Source organism: Xenorhabdus siamensis (assembly GCF_037996745.1).
Lineage (GTDB): Bacteria > Pseudomonadota > Gammaproteobacteria > Enterobacterales > Enterobacteriaceae > Xenorhabdus > Xenorhabdus indica.
The window spans coordinates 1-23,589 of sequence record NZ_JBBMXE010000019.1 but is presented as its reverse complement, the minus strand read 5'-3'; the positions used below and the strand labels follow the sequence as shown (position 1 = coordinate 23,589).

Annotated in this window: 23 protein-coding genes and 1 pseudogene; 4 read left to right on the top strand and 20 right to left on the bottom strand. The window is 42.3% G+C overall.

The genetic code is table 11. The features are described 5' to 3' along the window. Positions 1–12: 12 nt before the first annotated feature. The 19 genes from umoD to yceD all read right to left on the bottom strand — a co-directional run bounded on the left by umoD (position 13) and on the right by yceD (position 16,336). A complete protein-coding gene (gene umoD, locus AAC852_RS17915; protein ID WP_340622155.1) occupies positions 13–480 on the bottom strand; it encodes a UmoD family flagellar biogenesis regulator in 468 nt (155 codons plus the stop codon). A gap of 469 nt (positions 481–949) precedes the next feature. Next, positions 950–2,254 (bottom strand): NAD(P)/FAD-dependent oxidoreductase, encoded by a 1,305-nt coding sequence (locus tag AAC852_RS17910; protein WP_340622154.1) that lies wholly within the window; start codon positions 2,252–2,254, stop codon positions 950–952. Between the two features lie 407 nt (positions 2,255–2,661). Next, a complete protein-coding gene (gene nagZ / locus AAC852_RS17905; RefSeq protein ID WP_340622153.1) occupies positions 2,662–3,681 on the bottom strand; it encodes a beta-N-acetylhexosaminidase in 1,020 nt (339 codons plus the stop codon). Positions 3,682–3,762: 81 nt separating this feature from the next. Then, on the bottom strand, positions 3,763–4,626 hold the full coding sequence (locus tag AAC852_RS17900) for a phosphotransferase (RefSeq protein WP_340622152.1): 864 nt from the start codon (positions 4,624–4,626) through the stop codon (positions 3,763–3,765). Beyond that, positions 4,613–5,182: a penicillin-binding protein activator LpoB gene (lpoB, locus tag AAC852_RS17895; RefSeq protein WP_340622151.1), complete on the bottom strand. Its 570-nt coding sequence runs from the start codon at positions 5,180–5,182 to the stop codon at positions 4,613–4,615. The genes AAC852_RS17900 and lpoB overlap by 14 nt, the downstream gene beginning before the upstream one ends. Positions 5,183–5,300: 118 nt before the next feature. Beyond that, complete coding sequence (hinT, locus tag AAC852_RS17890; RefSeq protein WP_340622150.1) at positions 5,301–5,651, bottom strand: purine nucleoside phosphoramidase; 351 nt, start codon at positions 5,649–5,651, stop codon at positions 5,301–5,303. A gap of 31 nt (positions 5,652–5,682) precedes the next feature. Further along, positions 5,683–6,459 (bottom strand): metal-dependent hydrolase, encoded by a 777-nt coding sequence (locus tag AAC852_RS17885; protein WP_340622149.1) that lies wholly within the window; start codon positions 6,457–6,459, stop codon positions 5,683–5,685. Between the two features lie 22 nt (positions 6,460–6,481). Next, complete coding sequence (gene holB, locus AAC852_RS17880; protein WP_340622148.1) at positions 6,482–7,471, bottom strand: DNA polymerase III subunit delta'; 990 nt, start codon at positions 7,469–7,471, stop codon at positions 6,482–6,484. Next, positions 7,468–8,109, bottom strand: a complete 642-nt coding sequence (gene tmk, locus AAC852_RS17875) for a dTMP kinase (protein ID WP_340622147.1) — start codon at positions 8,107–8,109, stop codon at positions 7,468–7,470. The genes holB and tmk overlap by 4 nt, the downstream gene beginning before the upstream one ends. Next, on the bottom strand, positions 8,106–9,131 hold the full coding sequence (gene mltG, locus AAC852_RS17870; RefSeq protein WP_340622146.1) for an endolytic transglycosylase MltG: 1,026 nt from the start codon (positions 9,129–9,131) through the stop codon (positions 8,106–8,108). The genes tmk and mltG overlap by 4 nt, the downstream gene beginning before the upstream one ends. Before the next feature lie 72 nt (positions 9,132–9,203). Next, on the bottom strand, positions 9,204–10,028 hold the full coding sequence (gene pabC / locus AAC852_RS17865; protein WP_340622200.1) for an aminodeoxychorismate lyase: 825 nt from the start codon (positions 10,026–10,028) through the stop codon (positions 9,204–9,206). 176 nt (positions 10,029–10,204) lie between these two features. Beyond that, on the bottom strand, positions 10,205–11,446 hold the full coding sequence (gene fabF / locus AAC852_RS17860) for a beta-ketoacyl-ACP synthase II (protein WP_340622145.1): 1,242 nt from the start codon (positions 11,444–11,446) through the stop codon (positions 10,205–10,207). 74 nt (positions 11,447–11,520) lie between these two features. Next, on the bottom strand, positions 11,521–11,757 hold the full coding sequence (gene acpP / locus AAC852_RS17855) for an acyl carrier protein (protein ID WP_012989255.1): 237 nt from the start codon (positions 11,755–11,757) through the stop codon (positions 11,521–11,523). A 150-nt stretch (positions 11,758–11,907) separates the two neighbouring features. Further along, positions 11,908–12,642, bottom strand: coding sequence for a 3-oxoacyl-ACP reductase FabG (fabG, locus tag AAC852_RS17850; protein ID WP_047679642.1), 735 nt, complete (start codon positions 12,640–12,642; stop codon positions 11,908–11,910). Between the two features lie 11 nt (positions 12,643–12,653). Then, complete coding sequence (gene fabD, locus AAC852_RS17845; protein ID WP_340622144.1) at positions 12,654–13,583, bottom strand: ACP S-malonyltransferase; 930 nt, start codon at positions 13,581–13,583, stop codon at positions 12,654–12,656. Between the two features lie 18 nt (positions 13,584–13,601). Beyond that, positions 13,602–14,555: a beta-ketoacyl-ACP synthase III gene (locus AAC852_RS17840; RefSeq protein ID WP_340622143.1), complete on the bottom strand. Its 954-nt coding sequence runs from the start codon at positions 14,553–14,555 to the stop codon at positions 13,602–13,604. Positions 14,556–14,561: 6 nt separating this feature from the next. Next, the gene (gene plsX / locus AAC852_RS17835) at positions 14,562–15,599 is read right to left on the bottom strand and encodes a phosphate acyltransferase PlsX (protein WP_340622142.1); all 1,038 of its coding nucleotides are present in this window, start codon (positions 15,597–15,599) and stop codon (positions 14,562–14,564) included. A gap of 29 nt (positions 15,600–15,628) precedes the next feature. Continuing rightward, the gene (rpmF, locus tag AAC852_RS17830) at positions 15,629–15,799 is read right to left on the bottom strand and encodes a 50S ribosomal protein L32 (protein ID WP_038260337.1); all 171 of its coding nucleotides are present in this window, start codon (positions 15,797–15,799) and stop codon (positions 15,629–15,631) included. A gap of 12 nt (positions 15,800–15,811) precedes the next feature. Next, positions 15,812–16,336 carry a 23S rRNA accumulation protein YceD gene (yceD, locus tag AAC852_RS17825; protein ID WP_340622141.1) on the bottom strand — a complete coding sequence of 175 codons (525 nt, stop codon included), beginning with the start codon at positions 16,334–16,336 and terminating at the stop codon, positions 15,812–15,814. 144 nt (positions 16,337–16,480) lie between these two features. Here yceD and AAC852_RS17820 point away from each other — a divergent pair, with 144 nt between their 5' ends. Both AAC852_RS17820 and AAC852_RS17815 read left to right on the top strand, forming a co-directional pair. After that, complete coding sequence (locus AAC852_RS17820) at positions 16,481–17,098, top strand: Maf family protein (protein ID WP_340622140.1); 618 nt, start codon at positions 16,481–16,483, stop codon at positions 17,096–17,098. Next, a pseudogene (locus AAC852_RS17815) lies at positions 17,067–17,645 on the top strand (IS982 family transposase); the annotation flags it as partial. The gene AAC852_RS17820 and the pseudogene AAC852_RS17815, both read left to right, overlap by 32 nt. Positions 17,646–17,731: 86 nt before the next feature. Here AAC852_RS17815 and rluC read toward each other — a convergent pair. Beyond that, positions 17,732–18,682 (bottom strand): 23S rRNA pseudouridine(955/2504/2580) synthase RluC, encoded by a 951-nt coding sequence (rluC, locus tag AAC852_RS17810; protein ID WP_340622139.1) that lies wholly within the window; start codon positions 18,680–18,682, stop codon positions 17,732–17,734. A gap of 571 nt (positions 18,683–19,253) precedes the next feature. On the opposite strand from rluC, the gene rne reads away from it, so the two are divergent. Together rne and AAC852_RS17800 are read left to right on the top strand one after the other, a co-directional pair. Beyond that, complete coding sequence (rne, locus tag AAC852_RS17805) at positions 19,254–22,487, top strand: ribonuclease E (protein WP_340622138.1); 3,234 nt, start codon at positions 19,254–19,256, stop codon at positions 22,485–22,487. Between the two features lie 147 nt (positions 22,488–22,634). Next, positions 22,635–23,589: IS4 family transposase (locus tag AAC852_RS17800; RefSeq protein WP_340622137.1), on the top strand; the 955-nt coding region annotated here is incomplete at its 3' end.

Below are 23,589 nucleotides of genomic sequence, written 5' to 3'. Positions count from 1 at the left end.
AACGGCCTGTTTCTACAAATATGGCGTGAGAATTAATCTCCCCTTTTCATCCAGAGGAATGGTTTGTTTTGGTTTATGTGTCACTCTCACCTTACCAGGTTTATCACCGATCATATAAATAACGTCATACCCAATAATACGTTTTTCCTTGACATAAACCATGACACAATTTTTTAACTGAGAATAGTTCAATGCATGATATTCTCTTTTTATATTTAACATTTCAATAAGAGTGAACATACTATTCTTATATACAGAAAGATGGTTATTCTCAATATTTCCCAATCCGATTAGAAAGGGTAACATACCCCCATTACAATAATATTGATGGGCATAAGCCATTGTTTTGATAGGCTCTGAAGAGAGCACTTGTGCAATTTTAGGCTGCGGTTTTTTAAAATAAAATATTGCAGCGATACCAACGGCAATCATAACAATCAGAGAGTAAATCCCACACTGCCTTGTCTTTAGTTTACTCACATAGCACCTTGTTATATTAATAATTTGATATACTCCCAAATTTAAACATGCTCATTAACTATTTGTAGAAACCAAAAATGCGTTCAATTCATTATTAAGAAAAATCCTATGAAGCTACTAAAATAAATGCTATTCATCTTTCAGTCTTTTGATTTGTATTAAGATTTAAAATCTATTGAAGAATTTTTTCATTCAATTTATATCCCCTATTCTTTATACATCATTAGATTGAATGTTTTTACTAAATTTTTCAATTTTTACACATTGACATACATTGTTATGCCATAGTTACCTAATTAAAACTAGCCTTATTACAAGGATTAAACAGGTTTAAAAAATAATAGAGAAATAATTATGAAAGGTATATAACAAAAAATATAATAAATAATCAAGACAAAATAAAAAGTGTTTAATGGTTCATCTGAAATATTTTGGATATCTTAAATCCAGATGAACCACTTTAACTCAATTAGTGCAATTTCAAACGTGGGCGAATAACACGATTAATTCCACCAACCAACATCATTAAACCTGTTTTAATATATCCATGTAATGCGACCTGATGCATGCGGTATAAAGAGACATAAACAATACGTGCAATACGCCCTTCTACCATCATGGAGCCACGCATCAAGTTACCCATCAAACTACCAACTGTACTGAATTTAGATAAAGATACCAGTGAACCGTGATCTTTATACACATATTCCTTCAGTGGTTTCTCATTCAATAGAGCCAAAATGTTGTTATAACAACGGCTTGCCATTTGGTGAGCAGACTGAGCGCGTGGAGGAACAAAACCCCCCTCTTTTTTCGGGCATGATGCACAATCGCCGATAGCAAAAATATTGTCATCCAATGTTGACTGCAAAGTAGGTTTTACTACCAACTGATTTATACGGTTTGTTTCCAGTCCCCCAATCTCTTTCATAAAATCAGGCGCCTTAATTCCCGCTGCCCAAACCATTAAAGAAGCCTTGATCTGTTCACCATCTTTGGTATTCAATCCATGTTCATCTGCACTGGTTACCATAGTTTTGGTTAAGACTTTAACACCAAGTTTGGTTAATTCCTGATGCGCAGCACTGGAAATACGTGGCGGCAATGCCGGCAGAATTCGTTCACCAGCCTCAACCAAAGTAACATTCAACGCGTCTGAATTCAGGCTTTCGAAACCATAACTGTTCAACTGCTTAACGGCGTTATACAGCTCTGCTGAAAGCTCAACACCTGTTGCACCACCGCCAACAATCGCAATGTTAACTTTCTCTTCCGCACATTGATTTGCAGAATATTTCAGAAACAGGTTTAACATCTCATTGTGGAAACGATGTGCTTGTTGTGGGTTATCAAGGAAAATACAGTTTTCTCTTACACCTGCCGTACCGAAATCATTCGATTGGCTACCCAATGCCATGACAAGAATGTCGTAAGCCAACTCACGCTCTGGTACTAGTAAATCATCACTTTCATTGCGGATCTCAGCCAGTGTGACTTTCTTTCCTTCACGATCGATATTTGTAAGTGAACCTAACTGGAAATTAAAGTAATGGTTACTGGCATGGGCCAAATAACTTAATGCATCAACGCCATCATCAAGAGAGCCTGTTGCGACTTCATGCAATAATGGCTTCCATAAGTGGCTGTTGTTGCGATCCACTAAAGTAATTTCGGCTTTTTGCTTACGCCCTAATTTATGTCCCAAACGTGTTGCCAGCTCTAAACCACCAGCACCCCCACCAATAATGACAATTCTTGTCTTTGGCGTTGTCATGACTACCCCACTGAAAATACAACTAATGTTATGTAAAGTGCTAAAACAATTTTTGGATAACGTTCTTAAATAACATCAGGCATAATAAATTTCGCACTGAAAATATCTCCAGAATATCATGGCTAGTCAGTAGGTCATACCAAAAATAGCCCCTATCAAATTCTTTTGATTAATTAGACGTCAATCACAAAATTTACGTACTTAGTTTAATTAATCAGACTTAAATCTGGTTTATGAAAATTTGCAATTTACAATGTTAACATTATGTGATTTATGAAATTTTCTGACAAAATGGTATTCTGGAACCAACTTTAGGGAGAAATAAATATAAAGCAGCAAAAGAGATAGGATCACCAGGCAGTAACCCTACTTAGATTTGATAGCAACCAATCAGACAAATTCAGTAATCAGCCGCAGCTTAGCCACTGTTCACATAAATTATGTAATTGCTTATTTGCCTGCTGCCAACGTTCTGATTTTTTCAGCTCTTCCAGACTGAATTGACCTCCCTGATGATATAACCGTGTTACTTTATTCGAGTTAATCATTGGTAAGTTATCCAAGACATCCGTTGCCCCTTGACGGTTATTGCACACCAAAATCATGTCACATCCCGCTTCCACTGAGGCTTTTGCACGTTCAGCATACCCGCCCATAACTGCCGCACCTTCCATTGACAGATCATCAGAAAAAATAATGCCATTAAATCCTAGTTGCTGGCGCAACACGTTGTTTAACCAGTAAGGAGAAGCACTTGCCGGACGATGATCAACCTGAGAGTAGATCACATGAGCTGGCATAATTGCATCAAGCAAATTTCGTTGAATGAAATCTCGGAAGATCAACATATCGTGACAGCTAATCGCATCCATTGAACGATCATCCAATGGCGTTTCTTTATGAGAATCTGCTGCTACTGCTCCGTGTCCGGGAAAATGTTTACCCGTTGATTTCATTCCTGCCGAATGCATCCCTCTGATAAAGCGTTCAGCCATTATCATCGCCGGTTCAGGCTCTTCATGAAACGAACGTTCACCAATCGCCGTGCACTTATGTCCCAAGTCCAGTACAGGAGCAAAACTGATATCAATATCCATTGAAATCATTTCTGATGCCATCAGCCAACCAGACTCTTCTGCCAAATATCCCCCTATCAGTTCATCATTCAAGCAGGCAAAAGACTGGGCGGCAGGTAAGCGAGTAAAACCTTCATGAAAACGCTGTACACGTCCCCCTTCCTGATCAACAGCGATAACTAAACGATGGCGGGAGGCTTCACGGATCTGACGAACTAAATCGCGTAACTGCTGAGTATCGTGAAAATTGCGGGTAAATAAGATCAAACCACCCACTAATGGATGCTGCAGAATTTCACGTTCTTCACTATCCAGCTCATAACCAATAACATCTAACATTACTGGACCCATAACTTTCCTCACTTCTATTTGCATTGGTTATTTGTATCGGTTATCTGTTGGATATTATCTTATTAACCACCATCCTGCGGACTAAAACGCCAGATTAAAGCTCAGGCGCCAGGGATGAGCCAATGCTGAAAATTGTGGCGCTTTTGTCCGCTGCCAGCGTACTTCATACCACATCAGCATCATATATCTCACCCATGGCTCCCACTGCTTAATTTTTTGCTCCAATAAGACGATATCAATGTAGCCTGATGCGTAGGTACAATAATAATGCAAAAAAGTCTTCTGCTGTATCTCAGCCCATTGATTACCTTTAAATAAAGTTGCCAATGAGAAACCTATATCGACATCCGTTGCATATTCCCAATCAATCAATTTTAGGCCTTCTGAAGTCATTAGCAGGTTATCGGGATGAATATCCATGTGAGCGGGTGCTATTTTCAAGGGAGTAGGCATTTTTGCTGTCATAAATAATTTATGTAACCGTAACCAATCTGGTGAAAGCCTTCGATTATCAATCTGTTGCCACTGGGATGCGATTTGTTGTTTAAGCTGGAGAGAATAACCCAATGGTGAATGGTGATGGAGGTTAGCAACTATTTGCGCCAACGACTGTTGAATTGACGGTAAACCAAATGCTTCAGCCGTAACTTTTGTTCCGCTCAGCCATTCTAATAACAGCCAATCACCATGCATGGCGATGACTTTAGGGGCAATACCAGCAAAAGAGAGCTTGCGTAAGATGCGATTTTCCCGTTGACGATTCACCCCCAGAGTTCCACCATGCCACGTTTGCTTGCGTCCCACCATCTGATGCATGCCATCCGTAATATAGTAGCTTCCCTGGGTCAATCCTGTTAATGGCCTGATTTCCCAATTTTTAGCAGGAATGTCAGGCCATTTCTGACGCAATACCTCAAATAAGGCTTTATTATTAGTCAATATCATCACTACCAGACCAAAGTATCTCGCCTGTTTTGACCAGCATAAGCTGCATCTCTATCTTACGCTGTTCATTGTTACCAGACACGACAGAATAGAGCACATAATCAGCATTCAGATAACGCGCCAAACCGATAGATTTACTGCGTGATGCCAGGCTATCTTCTGATGACAACCCTAATGCCTGCCGAGCGCCAATCACCTGTTTTTTCGGTACTATCTGAAAAACCTGTTTTTTACTGACCACATCTGTAATCGCATCAGTAGCCTGAAGTGTTCTCAGTGAGCCATTTGTGTTGTTTTTAACTGTATCAACAAGCAATACTTTTCCTGCCTCTACGCCCTGAGCATTGACCAATTGTTCAACTAATGGCTGAATGATGCTATTCCAGCTAATCGATTGAATCTTTGGAGGTTGAGGGACTTTCTCCAGAGGTTTTGCCGGAGGTTCCGTTTTTTGCTCTGGTTCAGCAGGAGTAACAGGAGCAGGCGGCTGTGGTGGTATTAATGAACAACTCGCCAACAATATTGCTGATAATATAACTAAGAGAACTCTTTTCATTAATCTACTCCGGTTACAACACTATTAAGCACAACTATCATACGAATATGTTATACACAGTTCTATTAACATAAATCTATTAACGAAAACTTATTAGCTAAAATAGTGACGAATAATATTATCCTGCCAAGAGTGGACCTAATGGATGTCCACCTACCAAATGCATATGGATATGAAACACTTCCTGTCCAGAATGACGGTTACAGTTCATGATAAGGCGATAGCCATCTTCTGCAATTCCTTCTTGTTTGGCGATTTTCGCTGCAACGGTGAACAAACGCCCCAATGCTGGTTCATGCTCTGGAGTCACTTCATTAACTGTTGGAATAAGGACATTAGGGACAATCAGAATATGAGTTGGGGCTTGAGGTGAAATATCCCGGAATGCCGTCACCAAATCATCCTGATATACGATATCAGATGGAATTTCACGACGAATAATTTTGCTGAAAATAGTTTCTTCTGCCATTTCACTTCTCCTTTCTTATCATTTAATTTTCTTAAATATTAATATGGAACAAGTCACAAAAGTTTCTTGTCGTTACTTCTGCCAACATCTCAATGCTGACGCCTTTCAGTACTGCCATATACTCAGCAACATCACGTACATAAGCAGGCTGGTTCTGCTTGCCACGATAAGGAACCGGAGCCAGATAAGGTGAATCAGTTTCTACCAAAATACGGTCGAGAGGGACAAACTTTGCAGCTTCACGAATTTGTTCTGCATTACGAAATGTAACAATACCTGAGAAAGAAATATAAAAACCGAGATCCAGTAAATCCCTAGCTGTATCTTTATCTTCTGTAAAACAGTGCAGCACTCCACCACAATCCCGTACGTTTTCTTCTCGCAAAACCGCCAGAGTATCATCTCTTGCCTCACGAGTATGAACAATCACAGGCTTATTTAATTCACGCCCGATACGGATATGCTGGCGAAATGAAGTTCTCTGTAATTCAGCATTTTCTTTTTGATAATAATAATCCAGTCCTGTTTCCCCCAGTGCGATTACATCATTATCCGCAGCTAATCGTGCAAGCTCATCAAAATCGTAACCTTCATCCAGATTCAATGGATGAATACCGCAGGAATACGCGATATTTTCACGTTTACCAATCATATTTTTCATTTGCTGGAAACCAGGCAACGTAGTCGCTACCGCCAGCATATATTTCACATCCCTTTCTGCAGCTTTAGCCACTACATCATCTACACTTTTGTGCAGTGTTTCATAATCTAAACAGTCGAGATGACAATGTGAATCCACTAAAAACATAATATGCCCGTATCTAAATGTGTTAGCGAGTGGAGCAAAGCTGACTTTCCCAATTGAGTAATTGTTCAGTCAGTAACAATTCCCGATTGATGCCCGCTACGGATATTAATTGATGACGACAACGCGTCCAATCATCAACCATATTTAATAATTTTTCCACACTTTGACCAGAAGCCAAATGGTGGATTAATACCTGCTGATCTTGATTGATACAGTAATTTTGTGCCTCTTGCCGCCATTTCACCGCATCAGACAGCAAGCTGATCAGCCAATATAACGATTGCTGTGCATCATCACGATTCAGTAATGGTAAAAGTGATAAAGTATCATCGTCATATAAAGCCTGTGTTATGGCCTGACAAAATGCAGTTCTCTGTTGCCATTTTTCAGTTTGGAGTAACTGTTTTGCAGCCAATGGAGCTCCCTGTGACAACTTTAATGCTGTTTGAATATCCTGCGATGATATTGCCGGAAGTTGATTTTGCAGCCAGTACAGCCCTGTTTGATTTTCAGGAGCAGGCAGAAAATAATAAAAACAGCGGCTTCGCAATGTTGCCAGCAAACTCGCCGGATGTTGGCACTTCAATAAGAAATAGGTATTTCGGGGCGGTTCTTCTAACGTTTTCAACAAAGCGTTAGAGGCTGCATCAGTTAGCGCTTCGGTTGATAGTAACCACACAATTTTAGCGCCGCCCTGTTGAGAATACTCGTAAAGTTTCTCACTAAGCTGGCGTACTGCATCTACGCCAATGACGTTTTTCCCCTTTTCGGGAGCAAGAACATGCCAGTCAGAATGGGTTTCTGCCAGCATCAAATGACAACCGTGACACTTACCACAACTTTTTGCGCCTTGTTTATCCTGACACATCAGCCAGCGGCTTAATCCATAAAGTAATGCTTCCGCTCCAGTTCCTTCATGAGCATGAAGCAAAAGGGCATGATGCCCACGACCTTGTTGATGAGACTCAATCAACTGGCGATACGCATGGTTAAGCCACGGATACCAATTCATTCCTGCATTTCCCATTGTTTCAGCCAATGAAACAAAATCTGACGAATATCGTCCTGTACTTTTTCTAATGGCTGTGTTGCATCTACTTTTTTGATGGTCTTATCTTGTTCTATCAGTTCAAGATACCTTGTGCGGGTACGATAGAAAAAATCCAGCGATTCTTTTTCAATACGATCCAATTCACCACGCTCGCGGGCACGCTGTAAACCAACCTCTGGCGGTAAATCAAGATAAATGGTCAAATCAGGGTAAAAATCACCAAGCGCTGCTCTACGCAATGAAGACAATAAGCTCTGGTCAATACCACGGCCACCACCCTGATATGCCTGGGAAGACAAATCATGGCGATCTCCGACAACCCAACTACCTTTCGCCAGAGCAGGCTTGATCACATTTTCCACTAACTGAACTCTGGCAGCGTAAAGCATTAATACTTCTGCTTTATCCGTCAATACTTCTCCTTCAATTTCTTCTTTGATCAATTGACGTAATTTTTCCGCTAAAGGAGTTCCACCCGGTTCACGGATAAAAACAAGATCAGAAATACCATGCTGTTTCAATGTATCAGCCACAGTTTGGATTGCCGTAGTTTTTCCTGCGCCTTCAAGCCCTTCAATAACAATAAATTTGCTGTTCATTTATCCTGCTTTAATCTCTGGCGATAAAGATTTACCGCTTTATTATGTGCTACCAAATTCGTAGTAAATGTATGCCCCCCGTTACCATCTGCAACGAAATATAGATAATCAGTCACAGCCGGATGTGCTGCTGCCTTGATCGATGCTAAACCTGGCATGGCAATGGGCGTCGGGGGCAGTCCCTCAATCAGATAAGTATTGTATGGTGTAAACGTGGTCAGGCTGCTACGAAAAATGGTTCCGGTATACTTATCTCCCAATCCATATGTGACTGTCGGATCTGTCTGTAATCGCATTTTTAACCGCAGACGATTAACAAATACTGACGCGACCTTAGCACGTTCAGAATCTACCGCAGTCTCTTTTTCGATAATAGATGCCATAATTAACATCTCATAAGCACTCTTATACGGTAAATTCTCTGCACGATTTTTCCATTCTTGCTCTACTAACATGCCCATTTTTTGGTGAGCACGCCTGAGTAATTCTATATCACGTGTACCTGCGGTATAGAGGTAAGTATCAGGATAAAACCACCCTTCCAGTGATTCACCTGTTTTCATATCCAATAGTTTTGTCAGTTCTTGTGACGACTTTCCTTCTGCCTCATGCTTCAAGTATGGCGCATTCTGCAATATCTTTGACCAGTCAGAAAGACGACTACCTTCAACAAAGCGAATAGAAAATTGCACCTCTTTGCCACTGGAGAACAATTGCAGTATTTCTTTTAACGTCATGTTTTTTTGTAGACGATAAGTCCCTGCCTTAAATTTGGCCAATTCTGGTTCTAAACGGAATAACCACTGCAATAACTGATTATCTTCGATGAGCTTATGCTGAATTAATAATGTCTCCAGCCCGGCACGACCTATTCCGGCAGGTACTGTAAATATAAGATCTTGAGTCAGATTAACCTTTTGAGCAGAAAAATTTTCTATTTTCTTTGCAAAAAGTAAAAGTGCTATTGCTGCAACAGCAATAATCAATCCAGGTAAAATAAGAATGCTTTTTTTAAGTTTCATTCGATTACCACTTTTATCTGTCTTTCAATGAGAGAGGCGGAATAACCGCTGTTTCATACCTGCGAATTACAACTACAGCCTTAAGCATTCAGGTAATAAATATTTATATAATTCTCTGGATTGATATTTCCACGCAGGTTGATTTTTATGGGCCAGGATCTGATTGACAGCCATCACTGGCATCAGTGAATTACAAATAATCACCTCATCGGCATGTGCCAATGCTTCAGGATAACGCATGACACATGACAAGTTATAATCACTTTCTTCCAATATCTGGATAATCTTCTGTCGCATTACTCCTTTAACACCACATTGGTTTAAATCCGGGGTATAAACGTTTTTACCTCTTCGCCAAAAAATATTAGCGGTACAACATTCAACCAATAAACCATCGCTATCAAGTACCAACGCTTCATCAATTTTTGCTTGTTCAATAAACCGTTTTATCAAAACTTGCTCCAATCGGTTCAGGTGCTTGATGCCTGCTAAATGAGGATTAATCCCCATAGCAATAGGGCTAAGGCCCAACGAAACACCTTTTTCACGCAGAGTACGATATTGTTCTGGATATGGACTTAACGAAAGGATTTGATTTGGCTCACCAATGCTATCAAAGCTGTACCCACGGCCACCATTCCCTCTGGAGAGGATCACTTTCAAAACACCTGATTCACACTCCGCAGCAACTTGTTTAATATGGTTTTCCAATTGCATCCAATCCAGTACAGGCATAAACAGTTTTTCAACGCCTTTTTGCAACCGTTTCATATGCAAAGGCAACAAAGCTGCCTGACCTTGCTCAACTCTTATTGTAGTAAAGCAGCCATCACCAAATTGTACCGAACGATCATTAATAGGAAGTTGATCGTGCAATTTGCCGTTAATCCAATACATCATCTTATTTTCTGATTCTTAAATAAAAAGGCGTGAAAACCTCAGTTTATAAGGGGCGTTATAATAGTATATGAGTCGTGGCAGTGCAAAAATGTGCATCTGAAAAGCATAGAGAAATAAAACATAAAAAAAACCCCAACATAAGAGTTGAGGCTTTTTCTCAGAAATTGAACGTGTTACATCTTACGGAAAATCAGTGAACCGTTAGTTCCACCGAAACCGAAAGAGTTACACAACGCGTATTCCATTCCTTCAATGTTGCGTGCCTGACCAGGAACAAAATCCAAGCGGCAATTTTCATCCTGATCAACCAAGTTAATGGTTGGAGGAACAATCTGATCACGCAGGGAAAGAATGGTGAAAATAGATTCTACCGCTCCAGCCGCTCCCAGTAAGTGGCCTGTCATCGATTTAGTTGAACTCACTAATACTTTAGTACCTTCACCAAAAACAGACTCCACTGCCAGAGCTTCAGCAAGATCACCTGCTGGTGTTGAAGTACCATGAGCATTAATATAGCCTACCTGATCCGGAGAAATGCCGGCATCTCTCAAAGCATTTACCATAGCAAGTGCTGCACCTGCCCCATCTTCCGGTGGCGATGTCATGTGATACGCATCACTACTCATACCGAAGCCAACGACTTCAGCATAAATTTTCGCGCCTCGTTTTTTGGCGTGTTCATATTCTTCAAGAACAATAACACCAGCACCATCACCCAAAACAAATCCATCACGATCTTTATCCCAAGGACGGCTCGCACCTTGAGGATCGTCATTACGGGTCGATAATGCACGGGCAGCGCCAAACCCTGCAACACCAAATTCTGTACTTGCTTTCTCAGCACCACCCGCCAACATGATATCAGCATCATTATATGCAATAATACGCGCCGCATGGCCGATGTTGTGCACGCCAGAAGTACAGGCAGTTGCAATAGAAATACTAGGACCACGAAGACCATATAGAATGCTCAAATGGCCTGCTACCATATTGATAATGGTTGACGGTACAAAGAATGGGCTGACCTTACGAGGCCCGGCCGAAAGCAAAGTACTGTGGTTTTCTTCAATCAGGCCCAAACCACCAATACCAGAACCAATAGCAGCACCAAAGCGGCTAGCATTGGCTTCTGTTACTTCGATTCCTGCATCTTCAATGGCTTGAATGCCAGCAGCAATACCATACTGAATGAACAAATCCATCTTTCGTGCATCTTTGCGCGAAATATTGAAATCTTCATGATTAAAATTCTTCACCACACCAGCAAACTTAGTTGCATGGTTAGCGGTGTCAAAATGTTCGATAAGGCCGATACCACTCTGTCCAGTACAAACAGCGTTCCAAGAAGACTCTACTGTATTGCCGACAGGAGATACCATGCCTAGTCCGGTCACGACTACTCGACGCTTAGACACGGTTATCCTCCAGGGAGGGAAAAAATGTAAGACAAAAAACATAGGCGGTCGAATGACCGCCTAGGTATATGTGCTTATTTACCTGCGTTTTCAACGTAGTCAATAGCAGCCTGAACTGTAGTGATTTTTTCAGCTTCTTCGTCTGGGATCTCAATATCGAACTCTTCTTCCAGAGCCATTACCAGTTCAACTGTGTCAAGAGAATCAGCGCCCAAGTCATCAACAAATGAAGCTGTGTTTACAACTTCTTCCTCTTTAACACCCAGTTGTTCAACGATGATTTTCTTAACGCGTTCGTCGATAGTGCTCATACTATTAAATTTCCTATCAAAACTCGCTTTTGCGATGGTTTTCGTAGTTTATAAAATACAGGAAAAGATGCAACCAAATCCCGGCTGGTCGAACCACCAACTGTCTTTTTTGTATAAAAAACACATCGAAAACAGTAGGTTCGCTCATTTTTAAATCATGTACATGCCACCATTGACATGTAATGTTTCACCCGTAATGTAAGCGGCCTCATCAGAAGCAAGAAACGCTACAGCACTGGCAATTTCCTTTGCATCACCGAGACGATTAGCAGGAACTTGAGATAAAATGCCTGCTCGTTGATCGTCTGTCAACGCTCTGGTCATATCCGTTTCGATAAAACCAGGTGCAATAACATTGACGGTAATGCCACGAGAAGCGACCTCACGGGCTAGTGATTTGCTAAAACCAATGACCCCTGCTTTCGCTGCCGCGTAATTCGCCTGCCCTGCATTTCCCATTGTTCCAACAACAGATCCAATGGAAATAATACGCCCATAACGTTTTTTCATCATAGAACGCATTACTGCTTTTGACAGACGAAAAATCGAAGAAAGATTAGTGTTAACAATATCTTGCCACTCATCATCTTTCATACGCATCAACAAGTTATCACGTGTGATGCCCGCATTATTCACTAGAATGTCTATTTCACCAAATTCAGCACGAATATTCGATAGCGCTTGTTCAATGGATGTTGAATCTGTGACATTCAGTACAAAACCTTTGCCTTTATCACCAAGATAGGCACTGATTGCCTCGGCTCCCTTTTCACTGGTCGCAGTACCAATCACACGTGCGCCACGTTCAGCCAATAATTCTGCAATCGCTCGACCTATGCCACGGCTGGCACCAGTAACTAGTGCAATTTTTCCATCAAAGCCCATGTTTTCCTCAGTCATTTATTCAGAGCAATTGTAAGTGATGATACATCATTTACTGCTACAGCACTTAAAGTATCAACAATTCGTTTTGTTAAACCAGTTAACACCTTACCTGGCCCTATTTCTAAAATTTTATCAATACCTTGCGTTGCAAAGTATTCAACAGATTCTGACCAGCGTACAGGATTATACAACTGACGAACCAGCGCATCCCGAATCGCATCAGCAGATTCTTCTATCTTCACATCCACATTATTGACAACAGGGAACTGCGGTTGGTTAAACACAACAGATTGCAATGCAGTTGCTAACTGGTCTGCCGCAGATTTCATCAGCGCACAATGTGAAGGAACACTGACGGCCAAAGGCAGAGCTCGTTTAGCCCCAGCCGCTTTGCATGCAGCGCCTGCACGCTCTACTGCTTCTTTCTCGCCAGCAATTACAACTTGTCCAGGTGAGTTAAAGTTAACAGGTGAAACAATTTGTCCCTGTGCTGATTCTTCGCATGCTTTTGCAATGGACTCATTATCCAGGCCAATAATGGCATACATAGCACCTTGCCCTTCAGGTACTGCCTCTTGCATCAGTTTTCCGCGGAATTCAACCAACTTGATAGCTTGTTGAAATTCGATTACACCAGCACAAACCAGCGCAGAATATTCACCAAGGCTATGACCAGCCAGCATGGAAGGAGCTTGACCTCTCTGCTCCTGCCATATCCGCCAAATGGCAACGGAAGCCGCCAGCAACGCAGGTTGTGTTTTCCACGTTTTATTCAGTTCTTCTGCTGGCCCTTGCTGAATTAATTCCCATAAATCGTATCCGAGAACCTCAGAAGCCTCTGCGAAGGTTTGTTCTACAAGCGGAAATTCTGTAGCTAAATCAGCTAACATGCCAAGGGATTGGGAACCTTGGCCAGGGAATACCATTGCAAAATCAGACATGTTTATCTTCCTGTTAAGTTAAAAACGTACTAGCGCTGAGCCCCAGGTAAAGCCACCGCCAAATGCTTCAAGTAAAACAAGTTGGCCACGTTGAATTCTTCCATCACGTACCGCTTCATCAAACGCAGTCGGAACAGATGCCGCAGAGGTATTGCCATGACGATCGAGTGTCACAACAACTTTATCCATAGCCATATTCAATTTTTTAGCTGTCGCAGAAATAATACGTAAATTCGCCTGATGAGGAACCAGCCAGTCAAGCTGCGAATGATCTAAATCGTTAGCTTTTAAAGTTTCATCAACGATATTTGCTAATTCTCGCACGGCAACTTTAAATACTTCATTGCCAACCATTGTGACGTATGCTGGTGAATCCAATTTTTGGCGATCTTGATGAGGGACTGAGAGTAATTCACCATAATGACCATCTGCATGCAGATGAGTTGACAAAACACCCGGCTCTTCTGAAGCACCGACAACCATGGCACCTGCCGCGTCACCAAAGAGGATAACTGTACTGCGATCTTCAGGATCCACAATTTTGGAGACAATATCAGATCCAATAACCAGTGCATGTTTAGCCGCACCAGTTTTAATAAATTGATCAACAACACTCAATGCATATGCAAACCCGGCACAAGCAGCCGCAATATCAAAAGCAGGAATACTATTAATACCTAACAACTTCTGGATCTGACAAGCACTACTAGGAAAAGCATGGCTTCCCGTTGTTGTTGCAACAACAATCAAATCGATTTGTGTTTTATCGATACCCGCCATTTCAATGGCTTTTTCAGCCGCCCTGAATCCCATAGTAGCAACTGTTTCACCTTCAGCAGCTATACGGCGTTCACGGATACCTGTGCGAGTCACGATCCACTCATCAGTTGTATCCACCATTTTTTCTAAATCTGCGTTAGTACGCACCTGAGAAGGCAAATAACTGCCCGTGCCTAAGATCTTTGTATACATTTGTGCTTATTCACTCTTGGGTAATACTGCATCTAGTCGGGCTGCGATCCTTTCCGGAACCTGCTTCTCTACCGCCTTAACAGCTTGCTCGATAGCAGCTTTGAATGCGTATTCATTCGCGGCACCATGACTTTTTATGACAATACCACGCAATCCTAATAGTGTTGCGCCGTTATACTGATCAGGGTTTAGATGACCAAAGCGTTTTGCTAATTGTTTGAGCAAAAACTTCCTGAATATTTTCACCAACCATGACGATTTTTTCTTCTGCCCATCTGGTGATTTAACCAAAGACAGAATCACTCTGATTGCGCCTTCCATTGTCTTCAGCGTAACATTACCTGCGAAGCCGTCACATACGAGGACATCTGTTTTCCCCGTTAATAACTCATTACCTTCCACATATCCTATGTAATTAATTAAATTACTATTCCGTAATATCATGGCGGCTTCGCGGATATTATCTAGCCCTTTGGATTCTTCTTCCCCGATATTTAGTAATGCCACACGTGGATTATTTGCACCTGCAACATCTTCTGCCATCACAGCGCCCATAATGGCAAATTGCACTAACATACGACTATTACAATTAATATTAGCGCCCAAATCTAATACAACTGTTTTTTGCTGTTTCAGATTAGGTATAACTGTCACTAAGGCAGGCCGTTCAATCCCCTCTATCGACTTCAACATCAATTTAGCCAGCCCCATTAACACTCCGGTATTCCCTGCACTGACACATGCTTGCGCTTCACCTGATTTCACTAAATTTAGTGCAATACGCATTGAAGTGCCGTGACTGGAACGAATTGCCTGAGAAGGCTTTACATCGTTGGCAACAACATGTTCCGCAGGAATAATTTGCAAGCGGCCGAGCAGCTCAGCATTTTTATTTGCAAGCAAAGGAGAAATGGTTTCGGGATCACCGACCAATAGTAGTTTTAATCGCGGATTAGATGCCAGTGCCTGCAATGCAGCAGGCACCGTGATACGAGGACCAAAGTCCCCGCCCATAGCATCTAACGCTAGGGTTAGATTAGCCAAGATATCAACTTGCTAATAATTAGCTGAAATTACTTGTTGATTACCTTGCGGCCACGGTAGTAACCATCAGCAGTCACATGGTGACGCAGGTGAGTTTCACCAGAAGTTTTGTCTACAGAAACTTGTGCTGTAGTCAGTGCGTCATGAGAACGACGCATACCACGTTTAGAACGAGTTGGTTTATTCTGTTGTACGGCCATTGACCTTACTCCTTAAGTACTTTTCTTTAAACTGGCTAATACGGCAAATGGGTTTGGTTTTTCTACTTCAGGAGGCAGAACACCAAACACCATGTCCGCGTCGGACACTTCACAGTGTTCAGAATCATGTACCGGAACTACTGGTAGAGAGAGAATTATTTCATCTTCAATCATAGCCAGTAAATCTATTTCACCAAATTCATTAATGTCAATTGGCTCATACTCTTCCGGTAATGCCTCAGCCTGCTCATCATTGACGACCGGGCTAAAACAATACGTTGTGTGAACATGATGACTGAAATTACTGCCACAGCGCTGACAGGCAAGCGTAACATCCACATCTGAATGCCCTTTTACAACCGCCAGACGCTGATTATCAATCTGAAACGATAATGAGCTATCTACATCACTATCCACACTGACCACAGACTCTACGAGACGAGACACTTGTTCAGCAGAATAACTACCTTTGTAGTCTAATCTTTTCTGGGCTGCACGAAGTACATCAATGGTCAGGGGTAATTTTACCTTCTGCATAAGGCGCGCATATTATCTTTGTAATGAGACATAGTCAAAGAAAAAGGCCACACATCTGCACCTTTCCGCCAAATATTCGCTTAATAAGCGGCGTATAGTTTAAAATGCCTGCAAATATTTCTCTACGTATTTTATGGAAAAATGATGCTTCCGATTGTTTTATCGTCAACTTCGATATATCGCCGCTTATTGTTAGAAAAAATAGGTTTACCTTTTACCTGTGCAGCACCACATGTTAATGAAAATTCACAGGAGAATGAAACTCCAGAGCAATTAGTCATGCGACTTTCACGAGCAAAGGCTATCGCATTACAAGAACATTATTCCCGTCACCTTATTATAGGTTCCGATCAGGTATGTGTTTTAGACGGTAAGATTACAGGAAAACCTCATAATTTTGAGAACGCTCTCTCACAACTAAAAAAAGCCAGTGGGCAACGCATTACTTTTTATACTGGTATTACATTATTCAATAGCAAAACAGGAAATACCGATACGCGTTGTGAACTATTCCATGTCCACTTCAGGACACTGACTGAGGCTGAAATCATCAACTATCTAAAAAAAGAACAACCTTTCAATTGTGCCGGTAGTTTTAAAAGTGAAGGTTTGGGAATTACGTTATTTGAAAAACTTGACGGTAAAGATCCCAATACATTAATTGGTCTGCCATTAATTACCCTGACAGAGATGCTTATCCGTCAGGGGATAAACCCTCTGACGGCACAATATCCCCCAGTGGGCGCAGTTTTGTCTCGATAACTACCGCCTGCGCCGCAGACAAGGCCGCATGTATCCCAGTGAAATCATGACAATTTTAATCCTCTTTCAGCGGTCGCATTACCGTGATTTTAAAAACTTTTATTTGGAGCATATCTGGCAATACCATCACCGCGACTTCCCCTCCTTGCTCAGTTATACCCGTTTTATCAGCGTTGCCCCGTCCGTTTTGGTCCCCTTATCCAGTTATCTGACTCAATTAAAAGGAAAACCGACAGGCATTGCTTTTATCGACTCCACGAGTTTGCGCGTTTGTCATAACATCCGTATTCCTCGTCATAAGGTCTTTCAGGGCATAGCGCAACGCGGAAAAACCTCAATGGGATGGTTCTATGGGTTCAAATTACACCTGATTATTAACCATCTGGGCGAAATTTTAGCGCTTAAAGTGACCCCGGGTAATGTGGATGATAGGGAGCCTGTACGCGAATTATCAAAAGATCTCACGGGTTCTCTTTACGGCGACAAAGGATATCTGAGTCAGGAATTGGCGGATGATTTAGCTAAAACGGATATCACCTTTATCACGACATCACTGAAAATTTTCTACTCAGAAGAAGATATTTCAGTAATAGCTTAAGCGGAATTGGGGTTAACTAACTTATGACGTTCTAATTACATTTGACGCAATTTTTTTAAACATTGGCGTAACCCGGTATCCATTGGTGCTTCAAAACGCAAAGTTTCTCCTGTTGATGGATGGGTAAATTTTAATGAACTGGCATGCAGAAATAGTCGGTTACTCCCTGTTTTTGCAAGCTGTTCATCAAATGTCCTGTCACCGTAGCGATCATCAAATGCAATTGGATGCCCCGCATATAAGGTGTGCACACGGATTTGGTGAGTGCGTCCTGTTACAGGGCTGGCTCGCACCAGTGTGGCAAACGCATACCGTTCTTCAACCTTGAAACGCGTCTCCGATGGCTTACCTTCACTGCTAACCTTAACGACTCTTTCACCGCTTTGCAGAATATTTTTTAATAAAGGAGCCTGCACGACTTTACAATGGGATTGCCATTGGCCGCGCACCAATGCCAAATAATCTTTCTGCATTTGTTTTAAACGTAATTGTTCATGTAGTGAACGTAAAGCTGAACGTTTCTTCGCGATCAGCAAAACCCCGGATGTATCACGATCGAGGCGATGTACCAGTTCAAGAAAACGCGCTTCAGGCCGTAATGCACGCAATCCTTCAATCACACCAAAGCTCAGTCCGCTCCCACCATGTACGGCTGTTCCTGATGGTTTATTGATAACTAAAATATAATCATCTTCATAAAGAATACATTTAGCCAAAGCCGCTACTTTATCCAGCTTCGCAGAAACAGGAACATCCTGTTTTTCTGCTACTCTGACAGGCGGAATTCTGACAATATCATTGGCTGTCAATTTATATTCAGGCTTAACTCTTCCTTTGTTAACTCTAACTTCACCTTTGCGCAAGATCCGATAGACCATACTCTTAGGTACACCTTTTAAGCGAGCCAGCAAAAAATTATCAATTCTCTGGCCTGCTTCATCGTCATCAATAGTGACAAACTGTACAATTTGATTATTTGTTTTCATAGGCGCAATTTTAATTATCCAGTAAACAGAGTGCCAATCATTTTTAAATCATGTATAAATAATATCCATATTTTTATTCTTTATTATTAAATTGTCTTAGAATAAAGACTAAAGATTAACAACTTATCACCATTTCATGATAAAAAACTCTTAAAGCGAGAAAGTCACCTTGCTATCACCCCAATAGCAATGGAATAATGCTTTCCGGCCACAGTTTACTAAACTATGAATGGCAGATTGAAATTGTTTGTTATCTGTTTGTTTGAACAAAAACGCAGCAATGGCGTAAGACGTAATGTTTAATCAAACAATTTATGGGCTGTGGGTTGCAACTTACTGGACTGGGTAGAACCTGTACTAATTTATTACAGTATCCCCCCCAATAAAGAGCGCTGCGTTTCTTCCAATGAAAGAAATGAAATTCAGGCTCGCCGACAATTAGGCACCTCTATACAAACGATAGCCGTGAGGCTGACGGTTTTGTAAAAGACACGAGGTCATCGGTTACCAGTAGTGCTTCTCTTTTTACTCGCAGCTCTATACTAATGTAAAAAATAATGAGTAAGTTAGAATGAAAAGAATGTTAATCAACGCAACCCAACAGGAAGAGTTGCGTGTCGCCCTTGTTGATGGGCAACGTCTTTATGATCTGGATATTGAAAGTCCTGGACACGAGCAAAAAAAGGCAAATATCTACAAAGGTAAAATTACACGGATTGAACCTAGCCTTGAGGCCGCTTTTGTTGATTATGGTGCAGAACGACACGGCTTCCTTCCTATAAAAGAAATTGCTCGTGAATATTTTCCAAGTAATTACCATGCCCACGGTCGCCCCAACATTAAGGACATACTTAAAGAAGGCCAGGAAGTTATCGTTCAGGTCGATAAAGAAGAGCGAGGCAATAAAGGTGCAGCCTTAACAACCTTTATCAGCCTGGCTGGCAGCTATCTGGTTCTGATGCCAAATAATCCAAGAGCAGGTGGTATTTCCCGTCGTATTGAAGGTGATGACCGCATCGAATTAAAAGAAGCACTCTCCTCTCTTGAAGTACCTGAAGGTATGGGGCTTATCGTCCGTACTGCCGGTGTCGGCAAATCCGCAGAATCCTTACAAGGGGATCTAAACTTCCGCCTGAAACACTGGGAAGCGATTAAGAAAGCTGCAAACAGTCATCCAGCGCCTTTTTTGATTCATCAGGAAAGTAACGTTATCGTACGAGCTTTCCGGGATTATCTGCGTCCGGATATTGGGGAAATCCTGATCGATAACCCTAAAATCCTCGACTTAGCACGTCAACATATCACAGCTCTCGGCCGCCCTGACTTTGCCAGCAAAATCAAACTGTATAGTGGTGAAGTCCCTCTGTTCAGTCATTACCAAATAGAGTCCCAGATCGAATCCGCTTTCCAACGTGAAGTGAGACTGCCTTCCGGAGGTTCAGTCGTCATTGATACCACTGAAGCGTTGACCGCAATCGATATCAACTCATCCCGTGCAACCCGTGGGGGAGATATTGAAGAAACCGCTTTTAATACGAATCTGGAAGCCGCAGATGAGATTGCCCGTCAATTACGCCTGCGAGACCTCGGTGGTCTTATCGTTATCGATTTTATTGATATGACACCAGTTCGTCATCAGCGCGAGGTTGAAAATCGCTTGCGTGATGCAGTCCGCCAAGATCGTGCCCGTATTCAGATCGGCCGAATCTCCCGTTTTGGTCTGCTGGAGATGTCACGTCAGCGCTTAAGCCCGTCACTGGGTGAATCCAGCCATCATGTCTGTCCACGCTGTAGCGGTACGGGAACCATTCGCGATAATGAATCACTTTCCCTGTCTATTCTTCGTCTGATAGAAGAAGAAGCTCTGAAAGAAAACACTCATCAGGTTCATGCCATTGTTCCTGTTCAAATCGCTTCCTACCTGTTGAATGAGAAACGTAAAGCTGTCAGTGCGATTGAACATCGTCAGGGTGGTGTCGGAGTGGTTATCGTTCCAAACGATCAAATGCAGACCCCGCACTTCTCTGTTTTACGTGTTCGTAAAGGTGAAGAAATTTCTGCCCTGAGTTATCAGCTTTTACAAGTTCATGAAACGGAAATGATAAATGTTCAGGAAGATGCACAGCATGAACGTAAGCGCCCTGAACAACCTGCTATTTCGACTTTTGATCTGCCTACAGAACCTCCTGCACCTGTAGTGGCAAAACCAAAAGAGAAAAAAACACCAGCAAATAATCAGCAAAAAGCAGACAAACCCGGTTTGTTCAGCCGCCTTTTAAAAGCCCTGAAAAAAGCATTCAGTGGTGAGGAAGAGAAACAATCACAGGAAAAGAGCAAAAAATCTTCCGGTAACGATAATCGCCGTTCATCGGAGCGCCGTAATTCACGCCGTCAAAACCAACGTCGTGAGCGTAATGAGAATGAAACTCGTAATAATCGTGAGCGTGATGAACAACGTAAAGGACGTAATGCACAGCCTAAAAATAATGTGCAGGATGATACTGTAGTAGATAACGAGGCCCGTGAAACTCAGCAGCAACAGCGCCGTGAACAGCGTGCAGAGCGTCAACGCCGCCGTCAGGAAGAAAAACGCCAGCAGCAATTGGAAATCAAAGCGCAACAAGTAAGCAAAACTGAAGTTCCAGAGGAAGAAATCGAGGAACGTCAACCGGTTATGCCGAGACGCCAACGTCGTCAGCTTGAACAGAAAATCCGTATTACAGATAGCGTGAAAGAAGAAACTGTTATTGCTGCCTTGCCAGCAGTCACATCTGAATCTGCCCCAGTAATTGTAGAAGAAGAGAAAAAAGTTTCTGTACCGGCTGTTATCAATACAGAAATGGAAGTAACGGCTCAGCCTTCTGCTTCAGACGAATCCATTGCGCAAAATGCAAATGTGCAAGCCTCATCTGTACAAAGCTCTCTGCAAGGTAATGAGCAACAAGATAACGTCATGCCACGTCGTTCTCGCCGTTCACCACGTCATTTACGCGTCAGCGGACAACGTCGTCGTCGTTATCGTGACGAACGTAATCTGACCCAATCACCTGTACCTCTTGCAATGGCAGTAGTTTCACCTGAATTAGCATCAGGTAAAGTTTGGGTTCGTTATCCTGTCACACCTGTAACAATTTCTGAAACAGAGATTTCAACTGAAATTTCTGCTGTTGAAGGAATAGCATCAGAGCAATCCGTTGATATCATGCAAATTCCTGCGGTTGCAAAAATTGCTGAACCAGTCTTAATCTCTGATGTTACTGAAGCAATAGAGGCAGAAAAAACCACGATCAATTACAAAGATGTTAAAGCTGAATCAGTGATCCATTCTCCTGTGGTATCAGCTACAGAACCTGCCTCTGAACTGACTGAAGCGCCAATACAGGAAACTGTAGGAGCTATCAACAATGATATTGTATATCAGGTTGAAACTGTTGTGCATGACACGGTATTACATGAATCTGAGGAAGAAGCACATCAAGCAGCAGAACCGATCATTGTGACCTCTATCGCTGAACAGGAACACTATGAAGAACAGCCAACTGTCGCAACGGAAATATGCTCTCAGGCAACGGAAATTAAAGCGAAAGAGACAAAAACTGCTGAACCACAGATCATCATGGCAAAAAATCATCACGCTTATTCCCCAATGACTAAAGCTCCAGCACCGGATATGGCGGCGCAACCTGTCATTATTACTGAATGGCAACGCCCTGCTTATCCATTTAAAGGAAAAGGAGGTGCAGGTGGGCATTCTGCAACGAGCATCGCAACATCAGCAATGTCAAAACCACAGTCATCCGAATAATCGAATAGCGTAATCGCCTATAAAAAGTATCCCCCGGCATAGCCCTATCTCTTCTACACAAATCCCTCGATTGAATCGAGGGACTTTTTTGAACCTTTTTCTACCTGGCTGATCTCAATAAGAAATACTACGTTGAGGTCACGTATGATGTTTTCAACAGATGCTGAGCCATGGGCAAAAGACACTTTTCAATATGCTGATTTAGGGGATAGCCGCCGCACTAAGCGGCTGATCAAACTGACTTCTTCTCTTGCCAATCATTTAGGACAGTCTCTCGTGCAATCTTTAAAATCACCTGCGGATATCGAAGCTGCTTATCGCTTCGCTCGCAATCAAGCCATTAATCCTCAAGCTATCGCAGAAGCTGGCTTTGTCGCCACCGCTGAGCAGGTTAAGCACTATGATTGCCTCCTCGCGCTTGAAGATACGACCTCGCTGGAATTTATCCACCCTACGGTTCGAGATGAGATGGGGCACACCACATCCAATAAGTATTCCAGAGGGATGCATGCGCATTCCGTTCTGCTTTTTGCACCTGATAAGCAACAGGTCGTTGGACTCATTGAGCAGGCACGTTGGACCCGAGACCTTCAGGCTTACGGGCAAAATCAATATCATGCGAGCAGAGCTTATAAAGACAAAGAAAGCTATAAATGGGAACGGGCTTCACGCGCAATGGAAGCCCGCCTCGGTGCTGACATGCGAAAAGTTATCTCGGTCTGTGACCGGGAAGCAGACATTATCGAGTACCTGACCTATAAGGTCTCAAATCATCAGCGCTTTGTCGTTCGCTCTATGCAAAGCCGTTGCATAGAAGAAAGCAGCGACAAGCTTTATCATTACAGTGGCGCCTTGGTGTATGCGGATACGAGAACGGTTCAAGTGAGGCAAAAAGGCGGGCGAAAAGCGCGTGATGCACACTGCGAAGTGCGTTATGCGGCGGTGACCGTAAAAATCCCGGCGAATAAAACCGGTGACGGCGTCCCACTGTACTATGTCGGTTGTCAAGAAACGGGAAATCATGATGGCTTGAGCTGGCACATTCTGACCTCAGAACCCGTGAAAACAAAAGAAGATGCCCAGCGTATTCTCGATTACTACG